Below are 20,223 nucleotides of genomic sequence, written 5' to 3'. Positions count from 1 at the left end.
TCGGCTCAGCAGGTCGCGTCGACGTCGTCGGTCTGGTTCGCCCGCGTCGGGTCCTTGGCCGGGGCGCCGGTCCCGGTCCCGGCCGAGGTCGCGGTGGAGCTCGCGGCGGGCGCCTGCGGCGTCAGGGTCGTGAGCGACGCGGCGAGGATGCCGTCGGTCGCCGGGCGTCCGCCGTGTCCCTCGGAGGTGGCGATGGCCCGGCTGATGAGCGTGCGGACCTTGTCGTAGTCGGGGTTGCCGGTGTAGATCACCGGCGGCACGAGCGAGACCGAGGAGACCGGCTGCGACTTCGCCTTCAGCGCGAGCTCCATGAACACGTTGAGGTCGCGTGCCGGGATGTCGGTGTCGAGCAGCGTCTTGCTGGAGTCAGCGATCTTCTCGACGTTCATGAGCACCTTGCGCGGGCTGAGCTCGCGCAGCATGGCGGTCATGACGCACTTCTGGCGTCCCATGCGGGAGAAGTCGTTGTTCAGCACGCGGCTGCGGGCGTACCAGAGCGCCTGCTCGCCGTTGAGCTTGCGGCGTCCGGCCTCCACGTACTGCTGCTTCCAGGCGTCGTCGTGGCCGAACATCGGCGTGCGCTCCTGGACGTCGACCGTGACCCCGCCGACGGCGTCGACGAGCTTGGCGAAGCCGGCCATGTTGACCAGGGCGTAGTAGTTGAGCCGCAGCCCGGTGATCTCCTCGACGGCGTCGATCGTCGCCTGGATGCCGGGCGTGCGCTCGCCGACCTTCTTCACGCCGAGCTCCTGCGCGTGGTCCTCGGCCCAGGTGTTGACGGCGTTGAGGTAGCAGCCCTCGCAGTCGAAGGTCTTCGGGAACTCCTTCTTCATGAAGGAGTCCGACGGGAACGGGACGTCCTCGAGGTTGCGGGGCAGCCCGATGATCACGGTCCGGCCGGTCTTGGCGTCGATGCTGGCCACGTTGAGCGAGTCCGGACGCATGCCGGTGCGGTCGGCGCCAGAGTCCGAGCCCATGAGCAGCACGTTGTAGCGGCCGTCGGCCGGCTTCGACGTGGTGGTGGCGGCGAAGACGGTGTCGATCACGCCGGTGCTCACGCTGACGAGGTGCGCCGCGAACACGAGCGCCCCGGCCGTGACCAGGCAGAGCGCGCCGTTGAGGCCCGCGACCCACGGGCGGTGGCGACGCGCGAGCCGCAGCGGCTGGCCGAGCCGCCAGGCGTCCACGATGAGCACCGCCCAGAAGACGGCGCCGGCGAGCAGCAGGAAGCGCAGCAGGGTCAGCAGGCGGGCGTCGGTCATGAGCCCCATGAGGCTGGTGCGCGCGAAGAGCGCGAGGAGAAGAAGCACAGCGCCGGCGACGAGGCAGGCGATCCACACGCGCAGCGCCACCCGACCGAGTCGCTTGTTCCCGGCCGCCACCTGGGCCGAGCCGGGCACGACGAGCGTCATCAGCGTGAGCGTCAGCGCCCGGCGCAGCTGGATGCGCTCGGACGCGGTCCGGGTCGTCGAGGTACGGGATGAGGTCGGGCGGTCGTCGTGCATGTCGTCCTCGGGGTCGCTGCCAGGGGGAAGAGCAGGGCGAGCAGGTCCCGACGATGGTCACACAAAGTCTCGACCTCGAGTCGAGGGCGCGCCGAGCGATCTGCGTTTCCCGAGCCGCACCTGCTTTTCGGCTGAGGATCGGCGTGAACACGTCGTGCGCGGTCCCCGCTCGGCTAGGTTCTGTGCCATGGCACAGGAGCGTCCGGAGGACCGTTACGACTGGCTCTACGGTTCCGACGGCGGCCGCGGGGAGCCCGCACCCACGCGGCAGCAGCCCGCGGCGTCGCGACGCCGGGGCGACGACCTGCCGCCGCCCAACCTGCCGCCGCCGGGCGGCGGACGGACCGAGCGCGGACGTGACCGCTCGGGCGGCGGGCGACGGCGCGGCAAGGCGCGATGGGTGCTCCTGCTACTGGTGGCGTGGCTCGTCTTCCTCGTGGGCACGCCGCTGTACGCGTACTCGACGTCGACGAAGGTGCCCTTCGAGCCCGAGGGCGACCGACCCGGCGAGCAGCCCGGCACGACGTTCCTGCTGGTGGGCTCCGACAGTCGCGCCGGCCTGAGCGCCCAGGAGCAGCGCGAGCTCGCGACGGGCGGCGACGGCGGCGGACGGGGTCGCACCGACACGATCATGCTGCTGCACACGGGGGCCGGACCGTCGACGCTCGTCTCCATCCCGCGCGACTCGATGGTGCAGGTGCCGGGCTACGGCACCACGAAGATCAACGCCGCCTACGCCTACGGCGGGCCGGCCCTGCTGACGCAGACGATCGAGCAGAACACCGGCATCCGGGTCGACGACTACGTCGAGATCGGGTTCGGCGGCCTGGTCAAGGTCGTGGACGCCCTCGGCGGTGTCGAGATCTGCCCGAAGGAGGCGATCAAGGACCGCGACTCCGGGCTGAACGTGAAGGCGGGCTGCCAGGAGGCCGACGGGCGGACCGCCCTCGCGTACTCCCGCAACCGGCACAGCTACGCGACGCAGGACATCCAGCGGGTACAGAGCCAGCGCGAGGTCATCGCCGGCATCGCGAGCAAGGCCGCGTCGCCGTGGACGGTCGTCAACCCGGTCCGCTACTGGGGCGTGAGCACCGGCGCCGCGTCGGCCGTGCAGATCGGCGAGGGAACCGGCCCGTACGCGTTGCTCAAGTTCGCCCTCGGGCTGCGCTCGGCGATGGGCGACGGCGGCCAGAGCTGCACGGTGCCGCTCGCGGACTTCTCGGTGCGCTGGGACCCCGAGCGCAGCAAGCAGCTCTTCGACCTGATCGCCGCCGATCGCACGGGCAGCATCGGCAGGCTCTGCACGCCCGACGGGCTGCCCCCGAAGAGCTGACGACGGCGCCGGGGTCGAGCGCGGCTCAGACCTCTCGGCCCACCGTGCGGTAGGTGCGGTCGTGGTAGACGAGCGGCTCCCCGACGGGCCCGAGGCGCACGTCGCGCACCTCGGCGACGACGACCACGGCCTCCCCCACCGGGACGGTCGTGATCGGGACGCAGCGCAGCGACGCGACGGCCCCCGGCAGCGTCGTCCCGTCCTCGTCGACCACCCAGCCCTGCGCCGGGGTAAAGCGCTCCCCTGCCGACCGCCCGTAGGCGTCGGCGACGTCGACCAGGTCGGCGGGCAGCAGGTGCACGTCGATCACGTCGGCGGCGGCGACCACCTGGGCGGTCCGGCTGCTGGTGAGCACCGAGAACGAGAGGGCCGGCGGGTGGGCGGACACGGAGGCCACGCTCGAGGCCGTGAGCCCGACGGGACCGTCCGGTCCGAGTGCCGTCACGACGGCCACGCCGGTCGCGTGCCGTCGGAACGCGGCCTTCAGCAGCTCCGCCCGGCCGTCGCCGTCGGTGCTGCTGGTCACCGAGCGGCCGTCGGCGGCGTCGGGGCGTCGTGCTGCGTCTCGCGTGTCCACGCTCTCGACGATAGGACCTCGAGCGCACTCGAGGTCAATCGAGGACGCCCCATCCACTCCCGCGCGATGTCGTCGGCTGCCCGGCGACCCTGGCCGGAAGGGGCCACGCGACCTAGTCCTTCGGGATGATCTTCGGCGCGTCCACCGCCGGAGGGTCCGCGGGCTCGTTGAACAAGTTCCGCGCACCTTCACCCCGTAGAGGACCACCATGCCCCTGCACCTCCGACGGCCGACCGCGGCCCTCGCCGCCCTGGTCCTGCCAGGTCTCCTCGCCCTGGCTGCACCAGCGACCGCCGCCCCTGCACCACAGGCCACCGGCCAGCTCGTCGGGGAGCTTGCCACCGGCCGGACGCTGACGGTCGACCCGTCGGCCGCGCCGGCGCCCGCCGGTGACGCGCCCGTGTACCGCGGGGTGTTCCGCTTCAGCTCGAGCACCTGCTCGGGCGGCGGCGAGCGCCGCGCCGCCGCCGACGCGACGACCGTGACGGTGCCGCAGGACGCGCTGTTCACGTCCGACGTGGGCGCCTACTACGCCCTCAGCTGGGACGTCGCGGGGTCGCCGGTCTCCGGCCAGTGCTACGGCCCGGTGCAGCGCGGCTTCTCCTCCCTGAGTGTCGACTACTCCCCCGCGCAGCCCGCGCAGGGCGTCGAGCTGACCGCGACGGGCTCCGTCAGCCCCGACACCGACCTGAACGGGACGACGAGGCGCAGCTACGCCTGGTTCCTCGACGGCCGCCAGGCCGGTACCGGGCCCACGTTCACGCCGACCGCCGACGCGGCCGGCCAGGAGCTGGTGCTGACCGTCACCGCGACGCGCTCCGGCTACGCGGACCAGACCGCCTCGACCGAGCCCCGTCGGGTCCCCCAGAGGGTCATCGGCGCCCCGGCGCCGACGATCGACGACACGACGCCGGCCGTCGGGCAGCTGCTGACGGCCTCCGACGGCTTCGGCGCGGCACCCCGTCCCGACGGCCTGTCGACCACCTACCGCTGGGGCACCGTCGCCGACGACGCCACCTGCACGGTCGCGGGCGCCGCGTCGCCCACCCACCGGGTCGTGCGCGCCGAGCTCGGCCGCCGCCTGTGCGTCGTCTCCTCGCTGAGCGCACCGGGTCACGACCCGGAGTCGCACACCTCGGCGCCCACCGAGGCGGTCGCCGCCGGCACCTTCACCGTCCGCCCGACCATCGACGACACGACGCCGGTGGTCGGCCAGAAGCTCACCGCGAGCCCCGGCACGGACGACGCGGGCGTGAGCGTCACCTACCGCTGGGGTCGCGACGACGCTGGCGAGTGCAACCTCCTCGACGACGGCTCCGCCGGCGCCACCTACACCGTGCGGGCCGCCGACCTCGCCAGCCGGCTCTGCGTGCGCGGCTCCTACAGCTCGACCGGCTACGAGCCGGCCACGCGCACCTCGGACCCGACGGCAGCGGTCGCCCGAGGCACCCTCGTCCCCGCGACCCCGACCATCGACGACACGACGCCGACGTTCGGCGACGTGCTGACCGCCACCCAGCCGCGTGACGGCCTGCCCGCCGAGGCTCAGGCCTCGTTCCGCTGGGGCACCGTGTCGGACACGGGCGCGTCGGCCACCTGCACGACGGCGGGCGACCCGGGCGTCCAGCACACCGTCACGGCCGGCGAGGTCGGAGCGCGCCTGTGCGTCGTCTCCACCGTGTCCGCCGACGGCTACACGTCGGGCACCGCGACGTCGGCGCCGACGTCGGTGGCCGTCGAGGCCTCCCTCGACGCGCCGACGCCGACCGTCGTCAACACGTCCCGCACGAACGGCGCACCGCGGATCGACGACGTCCTCGAGGCGCGCACCGACACGACGGGTCTCCCGGCGGGCACCCGCGTCGACCTCGCGTGGGGTCGCCTGACCGGCACCGGCGCGAACGCCACCTGCACGCCGACGAGCGCGGCCGGGTCGACCGGCGCGAAGTACACCGTGACCGCCGCCGACGGCGGGTCGTCCGTGTGCGTGGTCGCGACCGCGAGCCGCACGGGCCACACCACCGACCGCGCGTCGTCCGCCGGCACCCCCGTCGTGCTGAAGCGCGTCGGCGCCCTGACCACCCCGATGGTCACCGGCGGCTCGAGCGCGCCGCGTCCGGGCGAGCTCCTGCAGGTCGCGCGACCGGCGACGGCCCCGCAGGACGCGACCGTCACCGTCGCCTGGGGCCGGGTGCGCGGCGGCGCGTGCGTGGCCAACGGGGCCACCGGCTCGAGCTACCGGGTCACGGTCGCCGACCTCGGCAGGTCGCTGTGCGCGACGACGACGGTCGGCGGACCGGCGTACGAGAAGGACGTCAGCGTCGTCTCGACCCGCCAGGCGCTCGTGACCGAGCGGGCGCGGCTCGCCGTCGACGACCGCACCGTCGTCGGACGCCAGAAGGTCGCGGTGCGCGGCTACGGCCTGCGTCCCGGCCAGACCTACCGGCTGCTCGCCCTCGGCCGCGTCGTCGAGCGGGGCACGGTCGCGGCGAACGGCCGCTACGTCGGGACCTACCGGTTCCCGTCGAGCACCACGAGCCACCCGGGCCGTGCGATCCGGCTCGTCGTCTCCGACGCGTCCGGTCGCCGGACGTTCGACGCGACGGTGAAGGTCACCTACCGCCGCTGAGCACGACGAGGGGGCGTCCACCGCACAGTGGGCGCCCCCTCGGCACGTCCCGGTCCGGGCGTCGGCCCGGCCGCGGAGCCCGAGTCAGAGCGTCGACTGCACGCCCGCGAGGAGCTGGCGGGCCATGACGATCCGCTGGACCTGGTTCGTGCCCTCGTAGATCTGGGTGATCTTCGCGTCGCGCATCATCCGCTCGACGGGGTAGTCGCGCGTGTACCCGTAGCCGCCGAGCAGCTGCACGGCGTCGAGGGTCACCTGCATGGCGGTGTCGGACGCGAACGCCTTGGCGGCGGCACCGAAGAAGGTCAGGTCGTCGTCGCCGCGCTCGGAGCGGCCCGCCGCCGCGTACGTGAGCTGACGGGCGGCCTCGACCTTCATGCCCATGTCGGCGAGCATGAACTGCACGCCCTGGAAGTCGCTGATCGGCTTGCCGAACTGCTGGCGCTCCTGCACGTACCCGAGCGCGTAGTCGAGCGCACCCTGCGCGACGCCGACCGCCTGCGCGGCGATCGTGATGCGGGTGTGGTCGAGCGTCTGCATCGCGAGCGCGAAGCCCTGGCCGACGTCGCCGATGATGCGGTCCTCGGGGATGCGCACGGCGTCGAGGTAGACCTCGCGGGTGGGCGATCCCTTGATGCCGAGCTTCTTCTCGGGCGCCCCGAAGGAGACGCCCTCGTCGGTCGCCTCGACGACGAAGGCGGTGATGCCCTTGCTGCGCTGGGCCGGGTCGACCTGCGCGAGGACCGTGTAGAACGCCGACTCGCCGGCGTTGCTGATCCACCGCTTGGTGCCGTCGAGCACCCAGTGGTCGCCGTCGCGGACGGCACGGGTCTTCTGGTTGGCGGCGTCGGAGCCCGCGTCGGGCTCGGACAGGCAGTAGCTGAAGCCCTCACCGGCCGCGAGCCGCGACAGGTAGTTCTTCTTGAGGGTCTCGTCGCCGCCGAGGATGACCGGCAGCGAGCCGAGCTTGTTCACGGCGGGGATCAGCGAGCTCGAGACGCAGACCCGCGCGACCTCCTCGATGACGAGGACGGTGGCGAGCGCGTCGGCGCCGGCTCCCCCGTACTCCTCGGGCACGTGCGGGGCGTGGAAGTCCGCGGCGACGAGCGCGTCGTGCGCCTCGCGCGGGTAGCGGGCCTCCTCGTCGACCTGCGCGGCGTACGGCGCGACCTTCGCCTCGGCGACGGCGCGGACGGCCTCGCGGATGGCCTGGTGCTCCTCGGACAGCACGAACATGTCGGTCACGGCTACGGCTCCGAATCCCTGGGTGAGACAACGCTCATGTTTAGTTGGACGACCTACTAATCGTACGTCGGCGTGCCACGACCCAGGCTGCCGGGTCCGGTGGGGTCGCCCACACTGGTGCCGTGACCACCCAGCGCTTCGACGGACACATCACCGGCCTCGGCACCGCGAGCGGCACCCGCGTCGTCGTGGGCATCTGGGACCACAGCCCCTACGGTGCCTTCGCCGACGCGATGGTCGAGCGGCCCGACGGCCACCGCGTCCTGCTCGCGCCGGACGAACGGATCGCCGACCTCGTCTCGGCCACCTACACCTTCGACGACGTCCGGATCGTGCCCGTCGCCGTCGACGGCTGGGGCATCCTCGCCGGTCCGCTGGAGGCGCACTGGACCCCGGGCGTGCGCGCGCCCATCGGCTGGCTCCTGCAGGCCGTGCCCGGGCCGCTCGGACGGCTCGAGGCGTGGGCCCGGCTCTGCGACCCGATCGCCCGGCGGGTCATGCCGGGCGTGCGCACCCACGGCACCGCGGGCCAGGGCCGGACGGAGTGGTACGCCGCCTCCGACGCGTGGCGCGTCGAGGCCGCGACGATCACCTGGGACGGCAAGGACCTCGGCCCGCTCGCCCCCGTCGACCCGCCGGTCCGCTTCGGCTTCGGCTCGGCGCCCCGCACGCCCACGCTCACCCGCGTCACGTCCTTCATCCGCGACCACTGAGTCGCGCGAGCGGCTCCTGGACCGGCCCCCGGTCGTCCTAGGGTGGCCGGCATGGGACGCATCCACGACGTCGACGAGCTGCGCGCCGTTCTCGGCGCACCGATGCCGCGCGCGGCCGCGAAGGACCGCCAGCGGCTCCACCCCGAGCACGTCGCCTGGCTGGAGGCGTCGCCGTTCTGCCTGCTCGCGACCTCCGGCGCCGACGGCACCTGCGACGTCTCGCCCAAGGGCGACCCCGCCGGGTCGCTGGTGCACGTCGTCGACAAGCACACCCTGGCGATCGCGGAGCGACCTGGGAACCGCCGGGCCGACGGGTACGTGAACGTGCTCGCGAACCCGCACGTCGGGCTGCTGTCGGTCGTGCCGGGACGCGGCGACACGCTGCGCGTCAACGGCACCGCCCGGCTGCTGCGCACCGACGACGACCCGCCGGCCTACGTCGACGCCCTCGTCGTGCGCGGGCACCGGCCGGTGCTGGTCTGCGAGGTCAGCGTCGAGCAGGTGTTCTTCCACTGCTCGAAGGCGTTCCTGCGCTCCCACCTCTGGGAGCCGGACACCTGGCACCCCGACGCCGTGCCGTCGCGCTCGGAGATCGCGCACGCGCTCGAGCGCTCGGACCAGACGCTCGAGGAGGTCCGCGCCTACTACGAGGGTCCCGGCTACCAGGCGCAGCTCTACTGACACCTCCGCCGCACCACGCGGACCGCGGGAGCGACGAAGATCACACCCGATCACGACCATGTCACACCGTTTCGACTCGCCCCGTACCCCCGGTACGAGAGACCCTGGAAGGCGCTGCAGACGTCGACCACGTCGGTGCCCCTGACACCAGGAGACCTTGCGTTGAACTCGCCCACCCCCGCCACCCGCCCGTCCGCCACCCCCGAGCGCATCACGACCGACGTGCTCCTCGTGGGCGCCGGGATCATGAGCGCCACGCTCGGCTCGCTGCTGAAGTCGCTGCAGCCCGACTGGTCGATGACGCTGCTAGAGCGGCTGGACCAGCCCGGCCTGGAGAGCTCCGGCCCGTGGAACAACGCCGGCACCGGCCACTCCGCGCTCTGCGAGCTCAACTACACGCCGAAGACCGCCGACGGCGGCGTCGACGTCTCCAAGGCCATCACGGTCAACGAGCAGTTCCAGCTCTCGCGCCAGTTCTGGGCCCACGGGGTCGACAACGGTCTGCTCAAGGACCCGTCGTCGTTCATCAACCCCGTCCCCCACGTCAGCTTCGTGCGCGGCACGGAGAACGTCGACTACCTGCGCAAGCGCTACGACGCACTCGCCGGCCACCCGCTCTTCGCGGGCCTGGAGTGGGTGCACGACCACGACGAGTTCGCCCGCCGCCTCCCGCTGATGGCCGAGGGTCGCGACCCGTCCGAGGACGTCGCGGTCAGCTGGACCGACCACGGCACCGACGTCGACTTCGGCTCGCTCACCGCGCAGCTGCTCGGGAACCTGTCGAGCCAGGGCGCGGACATCCGCTACCGCCACCAGGTCAAGGGCCTCAAGCGCGACACCGACGGCACGTGGCGCGTCAAGGTCAAGGACCTCGACGACGGTCGCACGATCTGGATCTCGGCGAAGTTCGTCTTCGTCGGCGCCGGCGGTGGCGCCATCCAGCTGCTGCAGAAGGCGGGCATCGAGGAGATCAAGGGCTTCGCCGGCTTCCCCGTCAGCGGCGAGTTCATCCGCTGCCTCGACGAGACGGTCACCGCCAAGCACGAGGCGAAGGTCTACGGCATGGCCGCCGTCGGCGCGCCGCCGATGTCGGTGCCGCACCTCGACACGCGCGTGATCGGCGGGCAGCGCTCGCTGTTGTTCGGCCCGTACGCCGGCTGGACGCCCAAGTTCCTCAAGGAGGGCTCCTTCACCGACCTTCCGCTGTCGGTGCGCCCGCACAACCTGATGCCGATGGCCGCCGTCGGCGTGACGTCGTGGGGCCTCATCAAGTACCTGGTGCTCGAGCTCGCGAAGTCGCGCGGTCGCAAGGTCCAGGACCTGCAGGTCTTCGCCCCGCTCGCCGAGGAGGGCGACTGGGAGCTGATCACGGCCGGCCAGCGCGTGCAGGTGGTCCGCAAGAAGGGTCGCTTCGGCGGCTCGCTCGAGTTCGGCACGACGGTCGTCAACGCCTCCGACGGCACCATTGCGGGTCTGCTGGGTGCATCGCCCGGCGCGTCGACCGCCGTCGCGGCCATGCTCGACGTGCTCGAGCGCTGCTTCCCCGGCCAGATCGACGGCTGGCGCCCGCAGCTCAAGGAGATCGTGCCGTCGTACGGGGTGTCGCTGGGCGACAACCCGACGCTCTACTCGGACCTGAAGACCTGGACGGACCGCTCGCTGGGCCTCGCCCAGGCCTGAGCCCCTCCGGCCGTCCCCGCGTCTCATGACGAGACGGGGGGACGAGCCGGGTCAGCGGTCGCGGATGGCGGCACCCTTGGCGCGCGCGGCCTCCGCGAGGGCGTCCTGGAAGTCGAGCACGCGCTGCGTGAGCTCGGGGTCGCCGACCGCGAGGATACGTGCGGCCAGCAGGCCCGCGTTGCGGGCGTTGCCGATCGAGACGGTCGCGACGGGCACGCCGGCGGGCATCTGGACGATCGACAGCAGGGAGTCCATGCCGTCGAGGTAGCGCAGCGGCACCGGGACGCCGATGACGGGCAGCGGCGTGACGGCGGCCAGCATGCCGGGCAGGTGCGCGGCGCCGCCGGCACCGGCCACGATCACCTCGAGGCCGCGGGTGTGGGCATCGCGCCCGTAGGCCAGCATCTCGTCGGGCATGCGGTGCGCCGAGACCACGTCGGCCTCGTAGGCGATCCCCATCTCCTGGCAGGCGAGGGCCGCGGCCTCCATGACCGGCCAGTCCGAGTCCGACCCCATGACGATGCCCACGCGGGGCTGAGCGCTCATGACGCCGACCCTACCGCCGAGCCTCCTCCCCCCTCGAGGTGACTTCTCCACCGAACGGGGCCGGCGGTGCGTGGTCCGTCGGTCTCGTCCTGCTGCTGCACTGCCGCAGGGGGCCTGGGCTCGGTGCTGCGCGGCCGCAGGGGGCTGGGCTTGCTGCTGCGCGGCCGCAGGGGGTCCGGACCTGCTGCTGCGCTGCCGCAGGGGGTCCGGGCTTGCTGGTGCGCTGCCGCAGGGGGTCTGGACCTGCTGCTGCGCTGCCGCAGGGAGTCCGGGCTCGCTGGTGCGCTGCCTCGGCCTTCGCTGTGTCTGGTTTCCGAAAGGGCCTCGACCGGGCGGCTGGCGGCGGCGCTGGTCTGGGGTCTCGGGCTGTGGGTTGGGCACGGGGTGGACCCACGATGCTGCGTTCGTGCACTGGGGTTCGAGGATGCTGCGCTTGTTACGGGATCCCGTCGTGAACGCAGAAGCGTTCGACCTTCGGCGTCGAAAGGCAGAATCTTGGGCGCCCTTTGCGTTGGGGCGACGCAAGATTCTGCGTTCGTGTCGCCAGGGCGACACGAACGCAGAGACTTTCGCGCCGCCAGCCCACTATCGGTGGATCTTCAACCGCAGAACGGCTCCTGCGGTTGCAGATCCACCGATAGGACGCGCGAACGCAGAACGGTGGGTCAAGAACGCAGAAACGAAGAACCTTGCGTCGAGGGCAAGCTCAGACCAGACCCCGAGACCCGAAGCCGCCCCCAGGCCCGCTGCCGGTCGAGGCCCTTTCGGAAACCGACTCCAGCACCAGCCGAGGCAGCGCACCAGCAACCACAAGCCTCGGCAGGCTGCGCATCAGCAAACCCAGACCCCCTGCGGCAGCCGGACCGAAGGACTCAGCCGTCCTGGAGGAGGGCGCCGGCGCGGCGGGCGTCGGCGAGGACGGTGTCGAGGTGGTCGCCGGTGACGGTGACGTGCCCGACCTTGCGCCCGGGCTTCACGCCCTTGCCGTAGAGATGCACCTTGGCGTGCGGGACGGCGCTGAGCACGACGGCCTCCTGGGCCTCGAGGTCCTGCACGGCGCCGCCGAGCACGTTGACCATGACCGTCCACGCGTGGTGCGGGGTCGTGGGGCCGAGGGGCAGGTCGAGCACGGCCCGCAGGTGGTTCTCGAACTGGCTCGTGGCGGCACCGTCGATGCTCCAGTGGCCGGTGTTGTGCGGACGCATCGCCAGCTCGTTGACGAGCACGCGTCCGTCGGCGGTCTCGAACAGCTCGACGGCGAGCATGCCCGTGACGCCGAGCTGCTCCGCCACGCGGACGGCGACGTCGGTGGCCTCCTGCGCGAGCGCGGGATCGAGGTCGGGCGCCGGTGCGACGACCTCCTTGCAGATGCCGTCGACCTGGGTCGACTGCACGACGGGGTAGGCGACGACGTCACCCGACGGGGTGCGGGCCACCTGGGCGCTGAGTTCGCGGCGGAAGTCGACGAGCTCCTCGGCCAGGATCTCCCGTCCCTCGGCGAACGCCGTGGCGAGGACCTCGGCCGCGTCGTCGGCGCTGCGCACCACCCACACGCCCTTGCCGTCGTACCCGCCGCGGGTCGTCTTCAGCACGGCCGGGTAGCCGAAGTCCGCGAGCTCCTCGAGGGCCTCCTCGACGTCGCCGGGGAGGAGCAGGAAGAGCGGGCACGGCAGCCCGAGGACGCTCAGCCGCACGCGCATCTCGCCCTTGTCCTGCGCGTAGAGCAGGGCGTCGGGCCCGGGCCGCGGCGCGTGACCTTCGGCCTCGAGCGCCCGCAGGTGCTCCGGCGGGACGTGCTCGTGGTCGAACGTGACGACCGGGCTGCCCGCGCAGACGGCGCGCAGGTCGTCGAGGTCGGTGTGGTCGCCGACGAGGTGGTCGGGCACCACCTGGGCTGCGGAGACGTCGGGGCCCTCGGCCAGCAGCCGGATCCGCAGGCCCAGCGCGACGGCCGGGACCTGCATCATGCGGGCGAGCTGGCCGCCCCCGACGACGGCGAGGTGCGGTGTCAGCGACATGCCCGCAGGATATCGACCGTCGGACGCGGTCCTACCAGCGCCTGACGGTGCGGGGCCGGAACGCGCGACGCCGGCTGACGGTGATCGGCGAGACGTTCCCGAACCCGCGCAGCGGCCGTGGCGGCAGGGTCCGCATCTCGAACTCCTCGTCGGTCAGGTCGGCCGCCGTGGCGTCGTCGACGAGGACCCGGTTGCTTCGCGCGACGTGCGACAGCCGCGCAGCGAGGTTGACGGGCGGGCCGAACACGTCGCCCAGGCGGCTGATGACCGAGCCGGTCGCGAGGCCCACCCGGACGTCGGGCAGGTCGTCGCGCGACCCGATGTTCGCCACCAGCTCCAGGGCGGTGAGCGTCGCCTCGCGCGGGTCGGGGTTGACGAAGAGGACGGCGTCACCGAGCGCCTTGATGACACGACCGTCCCGCGACGTGACGACGTCGGTGCACCGGGTCTCGAAGTTCTCGACCAGCTCACCGAGGCGTACGTCGCTCAGCGTGTTGGTCATGGCCGTGAACCTGGAGAGGTCGGCGAAGCCGATGCTCATGGTGGTCGACAGCAGCTCCGCGTCGACCGCGCCGAGCGCCTCGAGCCGGCCGGCGGCCGCCGCGAGGTGGCGCCGCCACGCGTAGAGCAGCAGCCGGTCGAAGCCGGGGGCGACGTGCTCGGCGATCGCGACCGCGCTCTCGAGCCGGCTGCTCGCGCGACCGGCGTCGACGTCGGCCTCGACCTGGTCGACGATCGTCTGCACCTCCCAGTCCGCGAGTCGGGCGAGCGTCTGGCCGAGCGCTCGCGTCATGCGGAAGATGGTGCGCTCCTCGAGCAACCCCTCGTCGAACGCGGCGGCGACGAGGCGCGCGGCCGCGACGTCGTGCTCGCCGTAGGCGGGGACGTCGCCGCTGTCGGCGAAGCCGAGCGAGCGCCAGAGCCGCTCGGCGCGGTCGAGGTCGAGCCCCGCCTGCTCGGCGACCTGCTCGCCGGTGAGGTCCATCCCCTCGTGGAGGATCAGCCGGGCGAGCTCGTCACGCAGGTCAGACCGACTCATCGCTCCCCCGGTGCGCGGCGAACACGAGGTCGCTGACCTGGCGGTGGAAGGACTCGACGTGCGGGATGTCGCGCAGCTCGAGGCCGGCCTCCTCGCTCGCGTTGTGGATGATGAGCGTGCCGCAGCCGAGGATCCGGTCGTTGAGGTTCTTCTCGTAGGAGACGTCGTTGATCCGGCTGAGCGGGATGACCCGACCCTCGCGGGTGAGGATGCCCTTCTGCTCGACGAGGCGCTGCGTGGTGAGGCTGTAGGTCCACGACAGCCAGCGCAGGAACGGCAGCACGCTCCCCCACAGCACGACGACGACCGCGATCGCCACGACGGCCCACCGGACGTAGCCGTCGCCGGAGCCGCCCGCCCTGGCCGCGAGGAAGCTGCCCGCGAACGCGACGGCGAGCAGGATGACCAGCGGGACGAACAGGACCTTGACGTGGGTGCGCGTCGTGGTGACGACCTGTTCGCCGTCCATCATGAACTTGCGGGAGAGCGCCATGCCCGAATCCTCCCACGGCGGGCCCGGGCACCGGGAGGGATCACGGCTCCTGACGGGCGGGTCTCCGGCCGCTCAGGGCGCGGGCCGCACGTGCGTGACGTCGCCGGCGCTGATCGCACGTCCGGCGACCACCAGACGACCCAGGGGGTCGACGTCGTCGGCTCGTCCCCGCAGCACGGACCCGTCGGGCAGGTCCACCTGGACGGTCGAGCCGAGCGTGACGCAGCGCTCGAGGTAGTCGGCGCGCAGCAGGGTCGGGTCGCCGGCACCGGCGACCCAGCGCCGGTAGAGACGCTCCAGGTGGCCGAGCAGGATCTGCAGCACCACGCCGCGGTCGGTGGTGGCCGCGCCCGCGAGCGCGAAGGACGTGGCCGTCGGCACGGGCAGCTCCTCCCGCGTCAGGGTCAGGTTGATTCCGATGCCGAGCACGGCGGCGGCGCCGGCGGGCCCCTCCGCCCGCTCGACGAGGATCCCGCAGAGCTTGCGCCCGTCGACGAGCACGTCGTTGGGCCACTTCAGCCCCGACGCGACCCCGCAGTCGCGGGCCGTGAGGTCGACAGCGATGCCCGCGAGCAGCGGCAGCCACGTCCACTGCGGCAGCGCCACGGCGTCGGGGCGCAGCAGGACGGAGACCACCAGGCCCGAGCGCGGGGGCGCCTCCCAGCGTCGGTCGAGCCGGCCGCGCCCGGCCGTCTGGTGCTCCGTGGTGACGACGAGACCCTCGGGCGCACCCTCGGCGACGGCGGCGACCACGTCGGCGTTGGTGCTCGCGGTGGTGCTCGACACCTCGACCGCGGTCCACAGCCCGCCGCCGACGAGCAGCGCACGCCGCAGCTCCTCGACGTCGAGCAGGGGCCGGTCGGGGGTCGGCGTGCCGGCAGCCGAGGCAGGAGTCGGGGCGGAGGTCGAGGCGTCCATGCGGCAAGCCTCACACAACGCGGAAGGCCGTCCCTCGCTACTCTGACCCTCGTGAGCGAAGCAGAGATCGAAGAGCGTCCGGAGCTGCACACGACCGCGGGCAAGCTGGAGGACTTCCGGCGACGCCGTCACGAGGCCACCGTCGAGGTCGCCGAGCGGGCTGCGGAGAAGCAGCACGCCAAGGGCCGTCAGAGCGCGCGCGAGCGCATCGAGCAGCTCTTCGACGAGGGCTCGTTCGTCGAGCTCGACGCCCTCGCGCGTCACCGCTCCACCAAGTTCGGCCTGGAGAACAACCGTCCGCTCGGCGACGGCGTCATCACCGGCTACGGCACGATCGACGGCCGCCAGGTGTGCGTCTTCAGCCAGGACTTCTCGATCTTCGGCGGCAGCCTCGGCGAGGTGTACGGCGAGAAGATCACGAAGGTCATGGACCTCGCCATCAAGACGGGCTGCCCGATCATCGGCATCAACGAGGGTGCCGGCGCCCGCATCCAGGAGGGCGTCGTCTCGCTCGGCCTCTACGGCGAGATCTTCACGCGCAACGTGCACGCCTCGGGCGTCATCCCCCAGATCTCGATGATCATGGGCACGTGCGCCGGCGGCCACGTGTACTCCCCCGCCGTCACCGACTTCACGATCATGGTCGATGAGAAGTCGAACATGTTCATCACCGGCCCGGACATCATCAAGACGGTCACCGGCGAGGACGTCACGATGGAGGAGCTGGGCGGCGCGCGCACCCACAACACGCGCAGCGGCAACGCCCACTACCTCGCCTCCGACGAGGAGGACGCGATCGAGTACGTGAAGGCGCTCATCTCCTTCCTCCCGCAGAACAACATGGAGGAGGCGCCCGTCTACGACGAGGTGGCCGACCTCGAGCCGACCGAGACCGACCTGGCGCTCGACACGCTCATCCCCGACTCGGCCAACCAGCCGTACGACATCCGCACCGTCATGGAGGCCGTCCTCGACGACGGCGACTTCCTCGAGGTCCAGCCGCTGTTCGCCCCGAACCTCGTCATCGGCTACGGCCGGGTCGAGGGGCGCGCGGTCGGCGTCGTGGGCAACCAGCCCATGCAGCTGGCCGGCTGCCTCGACATCGACGCGTCCGAGAAGGCCGCGCGCTTCGTGCGCACGTGCGACGCCTTCAACATCCCGGTGCTGACGTTCGTCGACGTGCCCGGCTTCCTGCCCGGCACGGAGCAGGAGTGGAACGGCATCATCCGCCGCGGCGCGAAGCTCATCTACGCCTACGCGGAGGCCACCGTCCCGCTCGTCACGATCATCACGCGCAAGGCCTACGGCGGCGCCTACGACGTCATGGGCTCCAAGCACCTCGGCGCCGACGTCAACCTGTCGTGGCCCACCGGCCAGATCGCCGTCGTCGGCGCCTCGGGCGCGGTCAACATCCTGTACCGCCGCGAGGTGGCGGCGGCCGACGACCCCGAGGCCAAGCGCGCCGAGCTGATGACCGAGTACGAGGACACGCTCTGCAACCCGTACGTGGCGGCCGAGCGCGGCTACATCGACGGCGTCATCGAGCCCTCGCAGACCCGCGCGGAGGTCGTGAAGGCCCTGCGTCTGCTGCGCACCAAGCGCGAGACGCTGCCGCCCAAGAAGCACGGGAACATCCCCCTGTGATGGCCGGCGAGACGACCCCCGAGGACGAGGGGACCGAGACCACCGCCGCACCGGTCACGCCGGTGCTGCGGGTGGTCCGCGGTGACCTGACGCCCGAGGAGCTCGCCGCCCTGGTGGCGGTCGTCGCGGCGCGCAACGCCGCCGCGGCGCACGCGGCCGCGAGTGCAGCGGGCCCGAAGCCGCGCAGCGAGTGGGGCCACCCCTCCCGCGCGGCGCGCACGCCGCTGCGCGTGGGGCCCGACGCCTGGCGACGCTCCGCCTGGGCCTGACGGCCGTCGCATGACCCTGCGCCACGAGACCGACGTGTCCGTGGCGGACTGGATCGTGCGCGCCGACGCGCCCTGGGAGGTGCTGGCCACGCAGGGCCCGCCGGGCCTCCCCGCGTACGCCACGGTCCACTTCGACGGCGAGGACGCCGACCCCTACCGCCCCGACCCGGACGTCGTGGCGCTCGTGACCCGCCTCGGCGCCGAGCACACCACGACGCCGGAGCGGTGCTGGTTCGCCCTGTGGGAGGGCTGGGGCGAGCTGGAGGGCGGCGGGAGGGTCTACGCCGAGATGGACCCGCACCGCCTGTTCGGCCGGCTGTTCCGTCAGCCGCCTCCGTTGGAGGTCGCGCCGGCCTTCGAGCGCTCCGTGCTCGACGCGCCGCGCGCCGACCTCGCGGGCGAGCGCGCCTACCTGCTGTTCATCGGCGAGGCCGCCGACGTCGGCGTCTGGGGCGCCCGACCACCACGACCGGGCTGGCCCGCCGACCTGCCGCAGGCGTCGCTCACCTGGCCCGCCGACCACGCCTGGTGCATCGCCTCCGACGTCGACCCGTCGTGGTTCACCGTGGGCGGGTCCCCCGGGCTCGTCGAGGCCGTGCTCGCCCACCCGGACCTGTGCGCGGAGCCCGCCACGTACGGCTCTCCTCCCCCCGCCTGACCGGCGCCCCCTCACCGTCATCGGTGGACCGGCAACCACAGGGGGGCTGCAGACGTCCCCCAGCCACCGATGCCGCCCCGTCGCGGCGCTGATGTTGCGCATCCACCGATGGGGGGCGGGCGTCGGGCCTGCCACGATGGGCGCATGGTGCGCATGGTCCTGGCCTCCCAGTCCCCCGCCCGGCTCGCGACGCTGCGGGCGGCGGGCATCGAGCCGGAGGTGGTGGTCTCCGGGGTCGACGAGTCGCAGGTGACCACCCACGACGCCGCCAACCTCGCGGCCGCGCTCGCCCAGCTGAAGTGCCGTGCGGTCGCGTCCGGCGTCGACGACCCCGACGCGCTCGTCGTGGGCTGCGACTCCGTGCTGGCCTTCGAGGGCGAGATCCTGGGCAAGCCGGGCGACGCCGACACCGCGCGGGCCCGCTGGCGGCGCCTGCGCGGACGCTCGGGCGTGCTGCACACCGGGCACTGCGTGCGCCGCGGCGGGCGCGAGGTCGTCGACAGCGCGTCGACCGTCGTGCACTTCGCCGACGTCAGCGACGCCGAGATCGACGCCTACGTGGCCACCGGGGAGCCCCTCCACGTCGCCGGGGCCTTCACCATCGACGGCCTCGGCGGGGCCTTCATCCGCGGTATCGAGGGCGACCACCACTGCGTCGTCGGGATCAGCCTGCCGCTGCTGCGCGACCTCGTCGCCGACCTCGACGTCGTCTGGACCGACCTCTGGAACCGTCCCGCGGCCTGACCAGGTGGCGCGATCCGGCCCTCGACGAGGCGCGTACGTGGGACCATGGGTGATGCCCACCTCGCGCCGCCACCACGCGTCCAGCCCCTTCGAGCGTCCCGTCGAGGTGCCGGACGAGGTCTACGAGGTCGACGCGCGCGTCAGCCACGACAGCTGGGGCCTGGGCCGCATCGTCAGCCTGCAGGGCACCCGCTCGGCGCAGGTCGACTTCGGCGACCAGGTGCGGCACGTGCCGCTGCCGTGCCGCGCGCTCGTCACCCTCTGACGCCGCCGCGGCCCGCCGTCACTCGACGGGCAGGCCCAGACCGCGCGCGATGAGCATGCGCTGCACCTCGCTCGTGCCCTCGCCGATCTCCAGGATCTTGGCGTCGCGGTAGAAGCGCGCCACCGGGTACTCCTCCATGAACCCGTACCCGCCGAAGACCTGCGTGGCGATCCGGGTGCCGGTGACCGCCGCCTCCGTCGAGTACAGCTTCGCCACGGAGGCGGCCTGCTTGACCACCGCGTACGGCGCCCCGGCGTCCTTGAGGCCGGCCGCCCGGTAGGTGAGGGCGCGCGCCCCCTCCAGCAGCACGGCGAGGTCGGCCACCTGGAACGCGACGCCCTGCTTCGCCCCGATCGGGACGCCGAACGTCTGGCGCTCGCCCGCGTACTGCACGCACAGGTCGAGGCAGGCCTGCAGGCAGCCGACCGACAGCGCGGAGATCGCGATGCGTCCGTCGTCGAGGGTGGCCAGGAACTGCGCGTAGCCGCGTCCGCGCTCCCCCAGCAGGTGGTCGGCCGGCACGCGGGCCCCGGTGAACGTCAGCGGGTGGGTGTCGGAGATGTGCCAGCCGAGCTTGTCGTAGGCCGGCTCGGCGACGAAGCCCGGCGTCCCGGCCGGGAGCATGATCGCCGAGATCTCGGGCCGTCCGTCGGGACGCTCCCCCGTACGTGCGGTGACCGTGACGACGGACGTCAGCTCGTTGCCGGAGTTGGTGATGAACTGCTTCGCGCCGTCGACCACCCACGTGTCGCCGTCGAGCACGGCCCGCGTGCGGGTGGCGCCGGCGTCGGAGCCCGCGCCGGGCTCGGTGAGCCCGAAGCCGGCGAGCGTGCGCCCGGCCACCAGGTCGGGCAGCCAGCGCTCCTGCTGCTCGGGCGTGCCGTAGGCGACGATCGGGTTGATGCCGAGACCGACCCCCGCCTGCAGCGTGATGCCCAGGGACTGGTCGACCCGACCCAGCTCCTCGATCGCGACGCACAGGCTCGTGAAGTCGCCGTCGGCGCCGCCGACGGCCTCCGGGGCCGTGAGGCCGAACAGCCCGAGGTCGCCCATCGCGCGCACGACGTCGACCGGGAAGTGGTGGTCGCGGTCCCACTGCGCCACGTGGGGCGCGATCTCGGCCTCCGCGAACTCCCGGACGGTGCGGCGGAAGTCCTCGTGCTCGCGGGAGAGACCTGTCATCGATGCAGCGACCATGGCGCGAGCCTAGCACCGCGGGTTAACGGTCGTTAACCTGTACGAGAGGGGACGCGCGACCGGCGTGAC

19 protein-coding genes are annotated in these 20,223 nt (G+C 72.8%); 10 read left to right on the top strand and 9 right to left on the bottom strand.

From position 1 onward, the window contains the following. Positions 1-5: 5 nt before the first annotated feature. Entirely contained in the window at positions 6-1,505 is a 1,500-nt protein-coding gene (locus tag Aeryth_RS04970) for an LCP family protein (RefSeq protein ID WP_067855439.1), read from the bottom strand. A 187-nt stretch (positions 1,506-1,692) separates the two neighbouring features. On the opposite strand from Aeryth_RS04970, the gene Aeryth_RS04965 reads away from it, so the two are divergent. Further along, entirely contained in the window at positions 1,693-2,838 is a 1,146-nt protein-coding gene (locus Aeryth_RS04965) for an LCP family protein (protein WP_067855436.1), read from the top strand. Between the two features lie 25 nt (positions 2,839-2,863). Here the strand turns inward: Aeryth_RS04965 and Aeryth_RS04960 are convergent, their stop codons facing one another. Continuing rightward, complete coding sequence (locus tag Aeryth_RS04960) at positions 2,864-3,415, bottom strand: flavin reductase family protein (protein WP_202967707.1); 552 nt, start codon at positions 3,413-3,415, stop codon at positions 2,864-2,866. Positions 3,416-3,623: 208 nt separating this feature from the next. On the opposite strand from Aeryth_RS04960, the gene Aeryth_RS04955 reads away from it, so the two are divergent. After that, on the top strand, positions 3,624-6,044 hold the full coding sequence (locus tag Aeryth_RS04955) for a hypothetical protein (RefSeq protein ID WP_067855433.1): 2,421 nt from the start codon (positions 3,624-3,626) through the stop codon (positions 6,042-6,044). 84 nt (positions 6,045-6,128) lie between these two features. Here Aeryth_RS04955 and Aeryth_RS04950 read toward each other — a convergent pair whose 3' ends face one another. Then, positions 6,129-7,280, bottom strand: a complete 1,152-nt coding sequence (locus Aeryth_RS04950; RefSeq protein WP_067861363.1) for an acyl-CoA dehydrogenase family protein — start codon at positions 7,278-7,280, stop codon at positions 6,129-6,131. 131 nt (positions 7,281-7,411) lie between these two features. On the opposite strand from Aeryth_RS04950, the gene Aeryth_RS04945 reads away from it, so the two are divergent. From Aeryth_RS04945 to Aeryth_RS04935, 3 genes are all read left to right on the top strand, one after another. Continuing rightward, the gene (locus tag Aeryth_RS04945) at positions 7,412-8,002 is read left to right on the top strand and encodes a hypothetical protein (protein ID WP_067855430.1); all 591 of its coding nucleotides are present in this window, start codon (positions 7,412-7,414) and stop codon (positions 8,000-8,002) included. 51 nt (positions 8,003-8,053) lie between these two features. Then, positions 8,054-8,683 carry an MSMEG_1061 family FMN-dependent PPOX-type flavoprotein gene (locus Aeryth_RS04940; protein ID WP_067861362.1) on the top strand — a complete coding sequence of 210 codons (630 nt, stop codon included), beginning with the start codon at positions 8,054-8,056 and terminating at the stop codon, positions 8,681-8,683. Between the two features lie 162 nt (positions 8,684-8,845). Continuing rightward, positions 8,846-10,363: a malate:quinone oxidoreductase gene (locus tag Aeryth_RS04935; protein ID WP_067855426.1), complete on the top strand. Its 1,518-nt coding sequence runs from the start codon at positions 8,846-8,848 to the stop codon at positions 10,361-10,363. Between the two features lie 51 nt (positions 10,364-10,414). On the opposite strand, the gene purE is transcribed toward Aeryth_RS04935, so the two are convergent. The 5 genes from purE to Aeryth_RS04910 form a co-directional block, all read right to left on the bottom strand. Then, positions 10,415-10,909: a 5-(carboxyamino)imidazole ribonucleotide mutase gene (purE, locus tag Aeryth_RS04930; protein WP_067855423.1), complete on the bottom strand. Its 495-nt coding sequence runs from the start codon at positions 10,907-10,909 to the stop codon at positions 10,415-10,417. Positions 10,910-11,781: 872 nt separating this feature from the next. Further along, positions 11,782-12,927, bottom strand: a complete 1,146-nt coding sequence (locus Aeryth_RS04925; RefSeq protein WP_067855420.1) for a 5-(carboxyamino)imidazole ribonucleotide synthase — start codon at positions 12,925-12,927, stop codon at positions 11,782-11,784. A 31-nt stretch (positions 12,928-12,958) separates the two neighbouring features. Then, positions 12,959-13,966 (bottom strand): adenylate/guanylate cyclase domain-containing protein, encoded by a 1,008-nt coding sequence (locus Aeryth_RS04920; protein ID WP_067855418.1) that lies wholly within the window; start codon positions 13,964-13,966, stop codon positions 12,959-12,961. Next, positions 13,953-14,459: a PH domain-containing protein gene (locus Aeryth_RS04915; protein WP_067855415.1), complete on the bottom strand. Its 507-nt coding sequence runs from the start codon at positions 14,457-14,459 to the stop codon at positions 13,953-13,955. The genes Aeryth_RS04920 and Aeryth_RS04915 overlap by 14 nt, the downstream gene beginning before the upstream one ends. A 72-nt stretch (positions 14,460-14,531) precedes the next feature. Continuing rightward, positions 14,532-15,377, bottom strand: coding sequence for a biotin--[acetyl-CoA-carboxylase] ligase (locus Aeryth_RS04910; protein ID WP_067855412.1), 846 nt, complete (start codon positions 15,375-15,377; stop codon positions 14,532-14,534). A 51-nt stretch (positions 15,378-15,428) separates the two neighbouring features. Between Aeryth_RS04910 and Aeryth_RS04905 the strand changes: the two genes are divergently transcribed. The 5 genes from Aeryth_RS04905 to Aeryth_RS04885 all read left to right on the top strand — a co-directional run bounded on the left by Aeryth_RS04905 (position 15,429) and on the right by Aeryth_RS04885 (position 18,957). After that, positions 15,429-17,021 carry an acyl-CoA carboxylase subunit beta gene (locus Aeryth_RS04905; RefSeq protein WP_067855409.1) on the top strand — a complete coding sequence of 531 codons (1,593 nt, stop codon included), beginning with the start codon at positions 15,429-15,431 and terminating at the stop codon, positions 17,019-17,021. Next, a complete protein-coding gene (locus Aeryth_RS04900) occupies positions 17,021-17,290 on the top strand; it encodes an acyl-CoA carboxylase subunit epsilon (RefSeq protein ID WP_083516265.1) in 270 nt (89 codons plus the stop codon). Before Aeryth_RS04905 ends, Aeryth_RS04900 begins: the two co-directional genes overlap by 1 nt. Before the next feature lie 10 nt (positions 17,291-17,300). After that, positions 17,301-17,948 (top strand): hypothetical protein, encoded by a 648-nt coding sequence (locus tag Aeryth_RS04895; protein ID WP_067855406.1) that lies wholly within the window; start codon positions 17,301-17,303, stop codon positions 17,946-17,948. 144 nt (positions 17,949-18,092) lie between these two features. Then, entirely contained in the window at positions 18,093-18,692 is a 600-nt protein-coding gene (locus tag Aeryth_RS04890) for a Maf family protein (RefSeq protein WP_067855402.1), read from the top strand. A gap of 52 nt (positions 18,693-18,744) precedes the next feature. Continuing rightward, on the top strand, positions 18,745-18,957 hold the full coding sequence (locus Aeryth_RS04885) for a hypothetical protein (RefSeq protein ID WP_067855399.1): 213 nt from the start codon (positions 18,745-18,747) through the stop codon (positions 18,955-18,957). An 18-nt stretch (positions 18,958-18,975) separates the two neighbouring features. Here Aeryth_RS04885 and Aeryth_RS04880 read toward each other — a convergent pair whose 3' ends face one another. Further along, the gene (locus Aeryth_RS04880) at positions 18,976-20,154 is read right to left on the bottom strand and encodes an acyl-CoA dehydrogenase family protein (protein WP_236749821.1); all 1,179 of its coding nucleotides are present in this window, start codon (positions 20,152-20,154) and stop codon (positions 18,976-18,978) included. Between the last annotated feature and the right edge of the window lie 69 nt (positions 20,155-20,223).

It is taken from the genome of Aeromicrobium erythreum (genome assembly GCF_001509405.1).
GTDB classification, from domain to species: Bacteria; Actinomycetota; Actinomycetes; order Propionibacteriales; family Nocardioidaceae; genus Aeromicrobium; species Aeromicrobium erythreum.
Note: the sequence above shows the minus strand (reverse complement) of the source record. Positions and strands in the feature narration are given on the sequence as shown.

Bases quoted from the DNA above. Each gene is read 5' to 3' on its own strand.
- Aeryth_RS04970 (WP_067855439.1), bottom strand. From the start codon at position 1,505: ATGCACGACGACCGCCCGACCTCATCCCGTACCTCGACGACCCGGACC.
- Aeryth_RS04965 (WP_067855436.1), top strand. From the start codon at position 1,693: ATGGCACAGGAGCGTCCGGAGGACCGTTACGACTGGCTCTACGGTTCC.
- Aeryth_RS04955 (WP_067855433.1), top strand. From the start codon at position 3,624: ATGCCCCTGCACCTCCGACGGCCGACCGCGGCCCTCGCCGCCCTGGTC.
- Aeryth_RS04950 (WP_067861363.1), bottom strand. From the start codon at position 7,280: ATGTTCGTGCTGTCCGAGGAGCACCAGGCCATCCGCGAGGCCGTCCGC.
- Aeryth_RS04940 (WP_067861362.1), top strand. From the start codon at position 8,054: ATGGGACGCATCCACGACGTCGACGAGCTGCGCGCCGTTCTCGGCGCA.
- purE (WP_067855423.1), bottom strand. From the start codon at position 10,909: ATGAGCGCTCAGCCCCGCGTGGGCATCGTCATGGGGTCGGACTCGGAC.
- Aeryth_RS04925 (WP_067855420.1), bottom strand. From the start codon at position 12,927: ATGTCGCTGACACCGCACCTCGCCGTCGTCGGGGGCGGCCAGCTCGCC.
- Aeryth_RS04920 (WP_067855418.1), bottom strand. From the start codon at position 13,966: ATGAGTCGGTCTGACCTGCGTGACGAGCTCGCCCGGCTGATCCTCCAC.
- Aeryth_RS04915 (WP_067855415.1), bottom strand. From the start codon at position 14,459: ATGGCGCTCTCCCGCAAGTTCATGATGGACGGCGAACAGGTCGTCACC.
- Aeryth_RS04910 (WP_067855412.1), bottom strand. From the start codon at position 15,377: ATGGACGCCTCGACCTCCGCCCCGACTCCTGCCTCGGCTGCCGGCACG.
- Aeryth_RS04900 (WP_083516265.1), top strand. From the start codon at position 17,021: ATGGCCGGCGAGACGACCCCCGAGGACGAGGGGACCGAGACCACCGCC.
- Aeryth_RS04895 (WP_067855406.1), top strand. From the start codon at position 17,301: ATGACCCTGCGCCACGAGACCGACGTGTCCGTGGCGGACTGGATCGTG.
- Aeryth_RS04890 (WP_067855402.1), top strand. From the start codon at position 18,093: ATGGTGCGCATGGTCCTGGCCTCCCAGTCCCCCGCCCGGCTCGCGACG.
- Aeryth_RS04885 (WP_067855399.1), top strand. From the start codon at position 18,745: ATGCCCACCTCGCGCCGCCACCACGCGTCCAGCCCCTTCGAGCGTCCC.
- Aeryth_RS04880 (WP_236749821.1), bottom strand. From the start codon at position 20,154: ATGGTCGCTGCATCGATGACAGGTCTCTCCCGCGAGCACGAGGACTTC.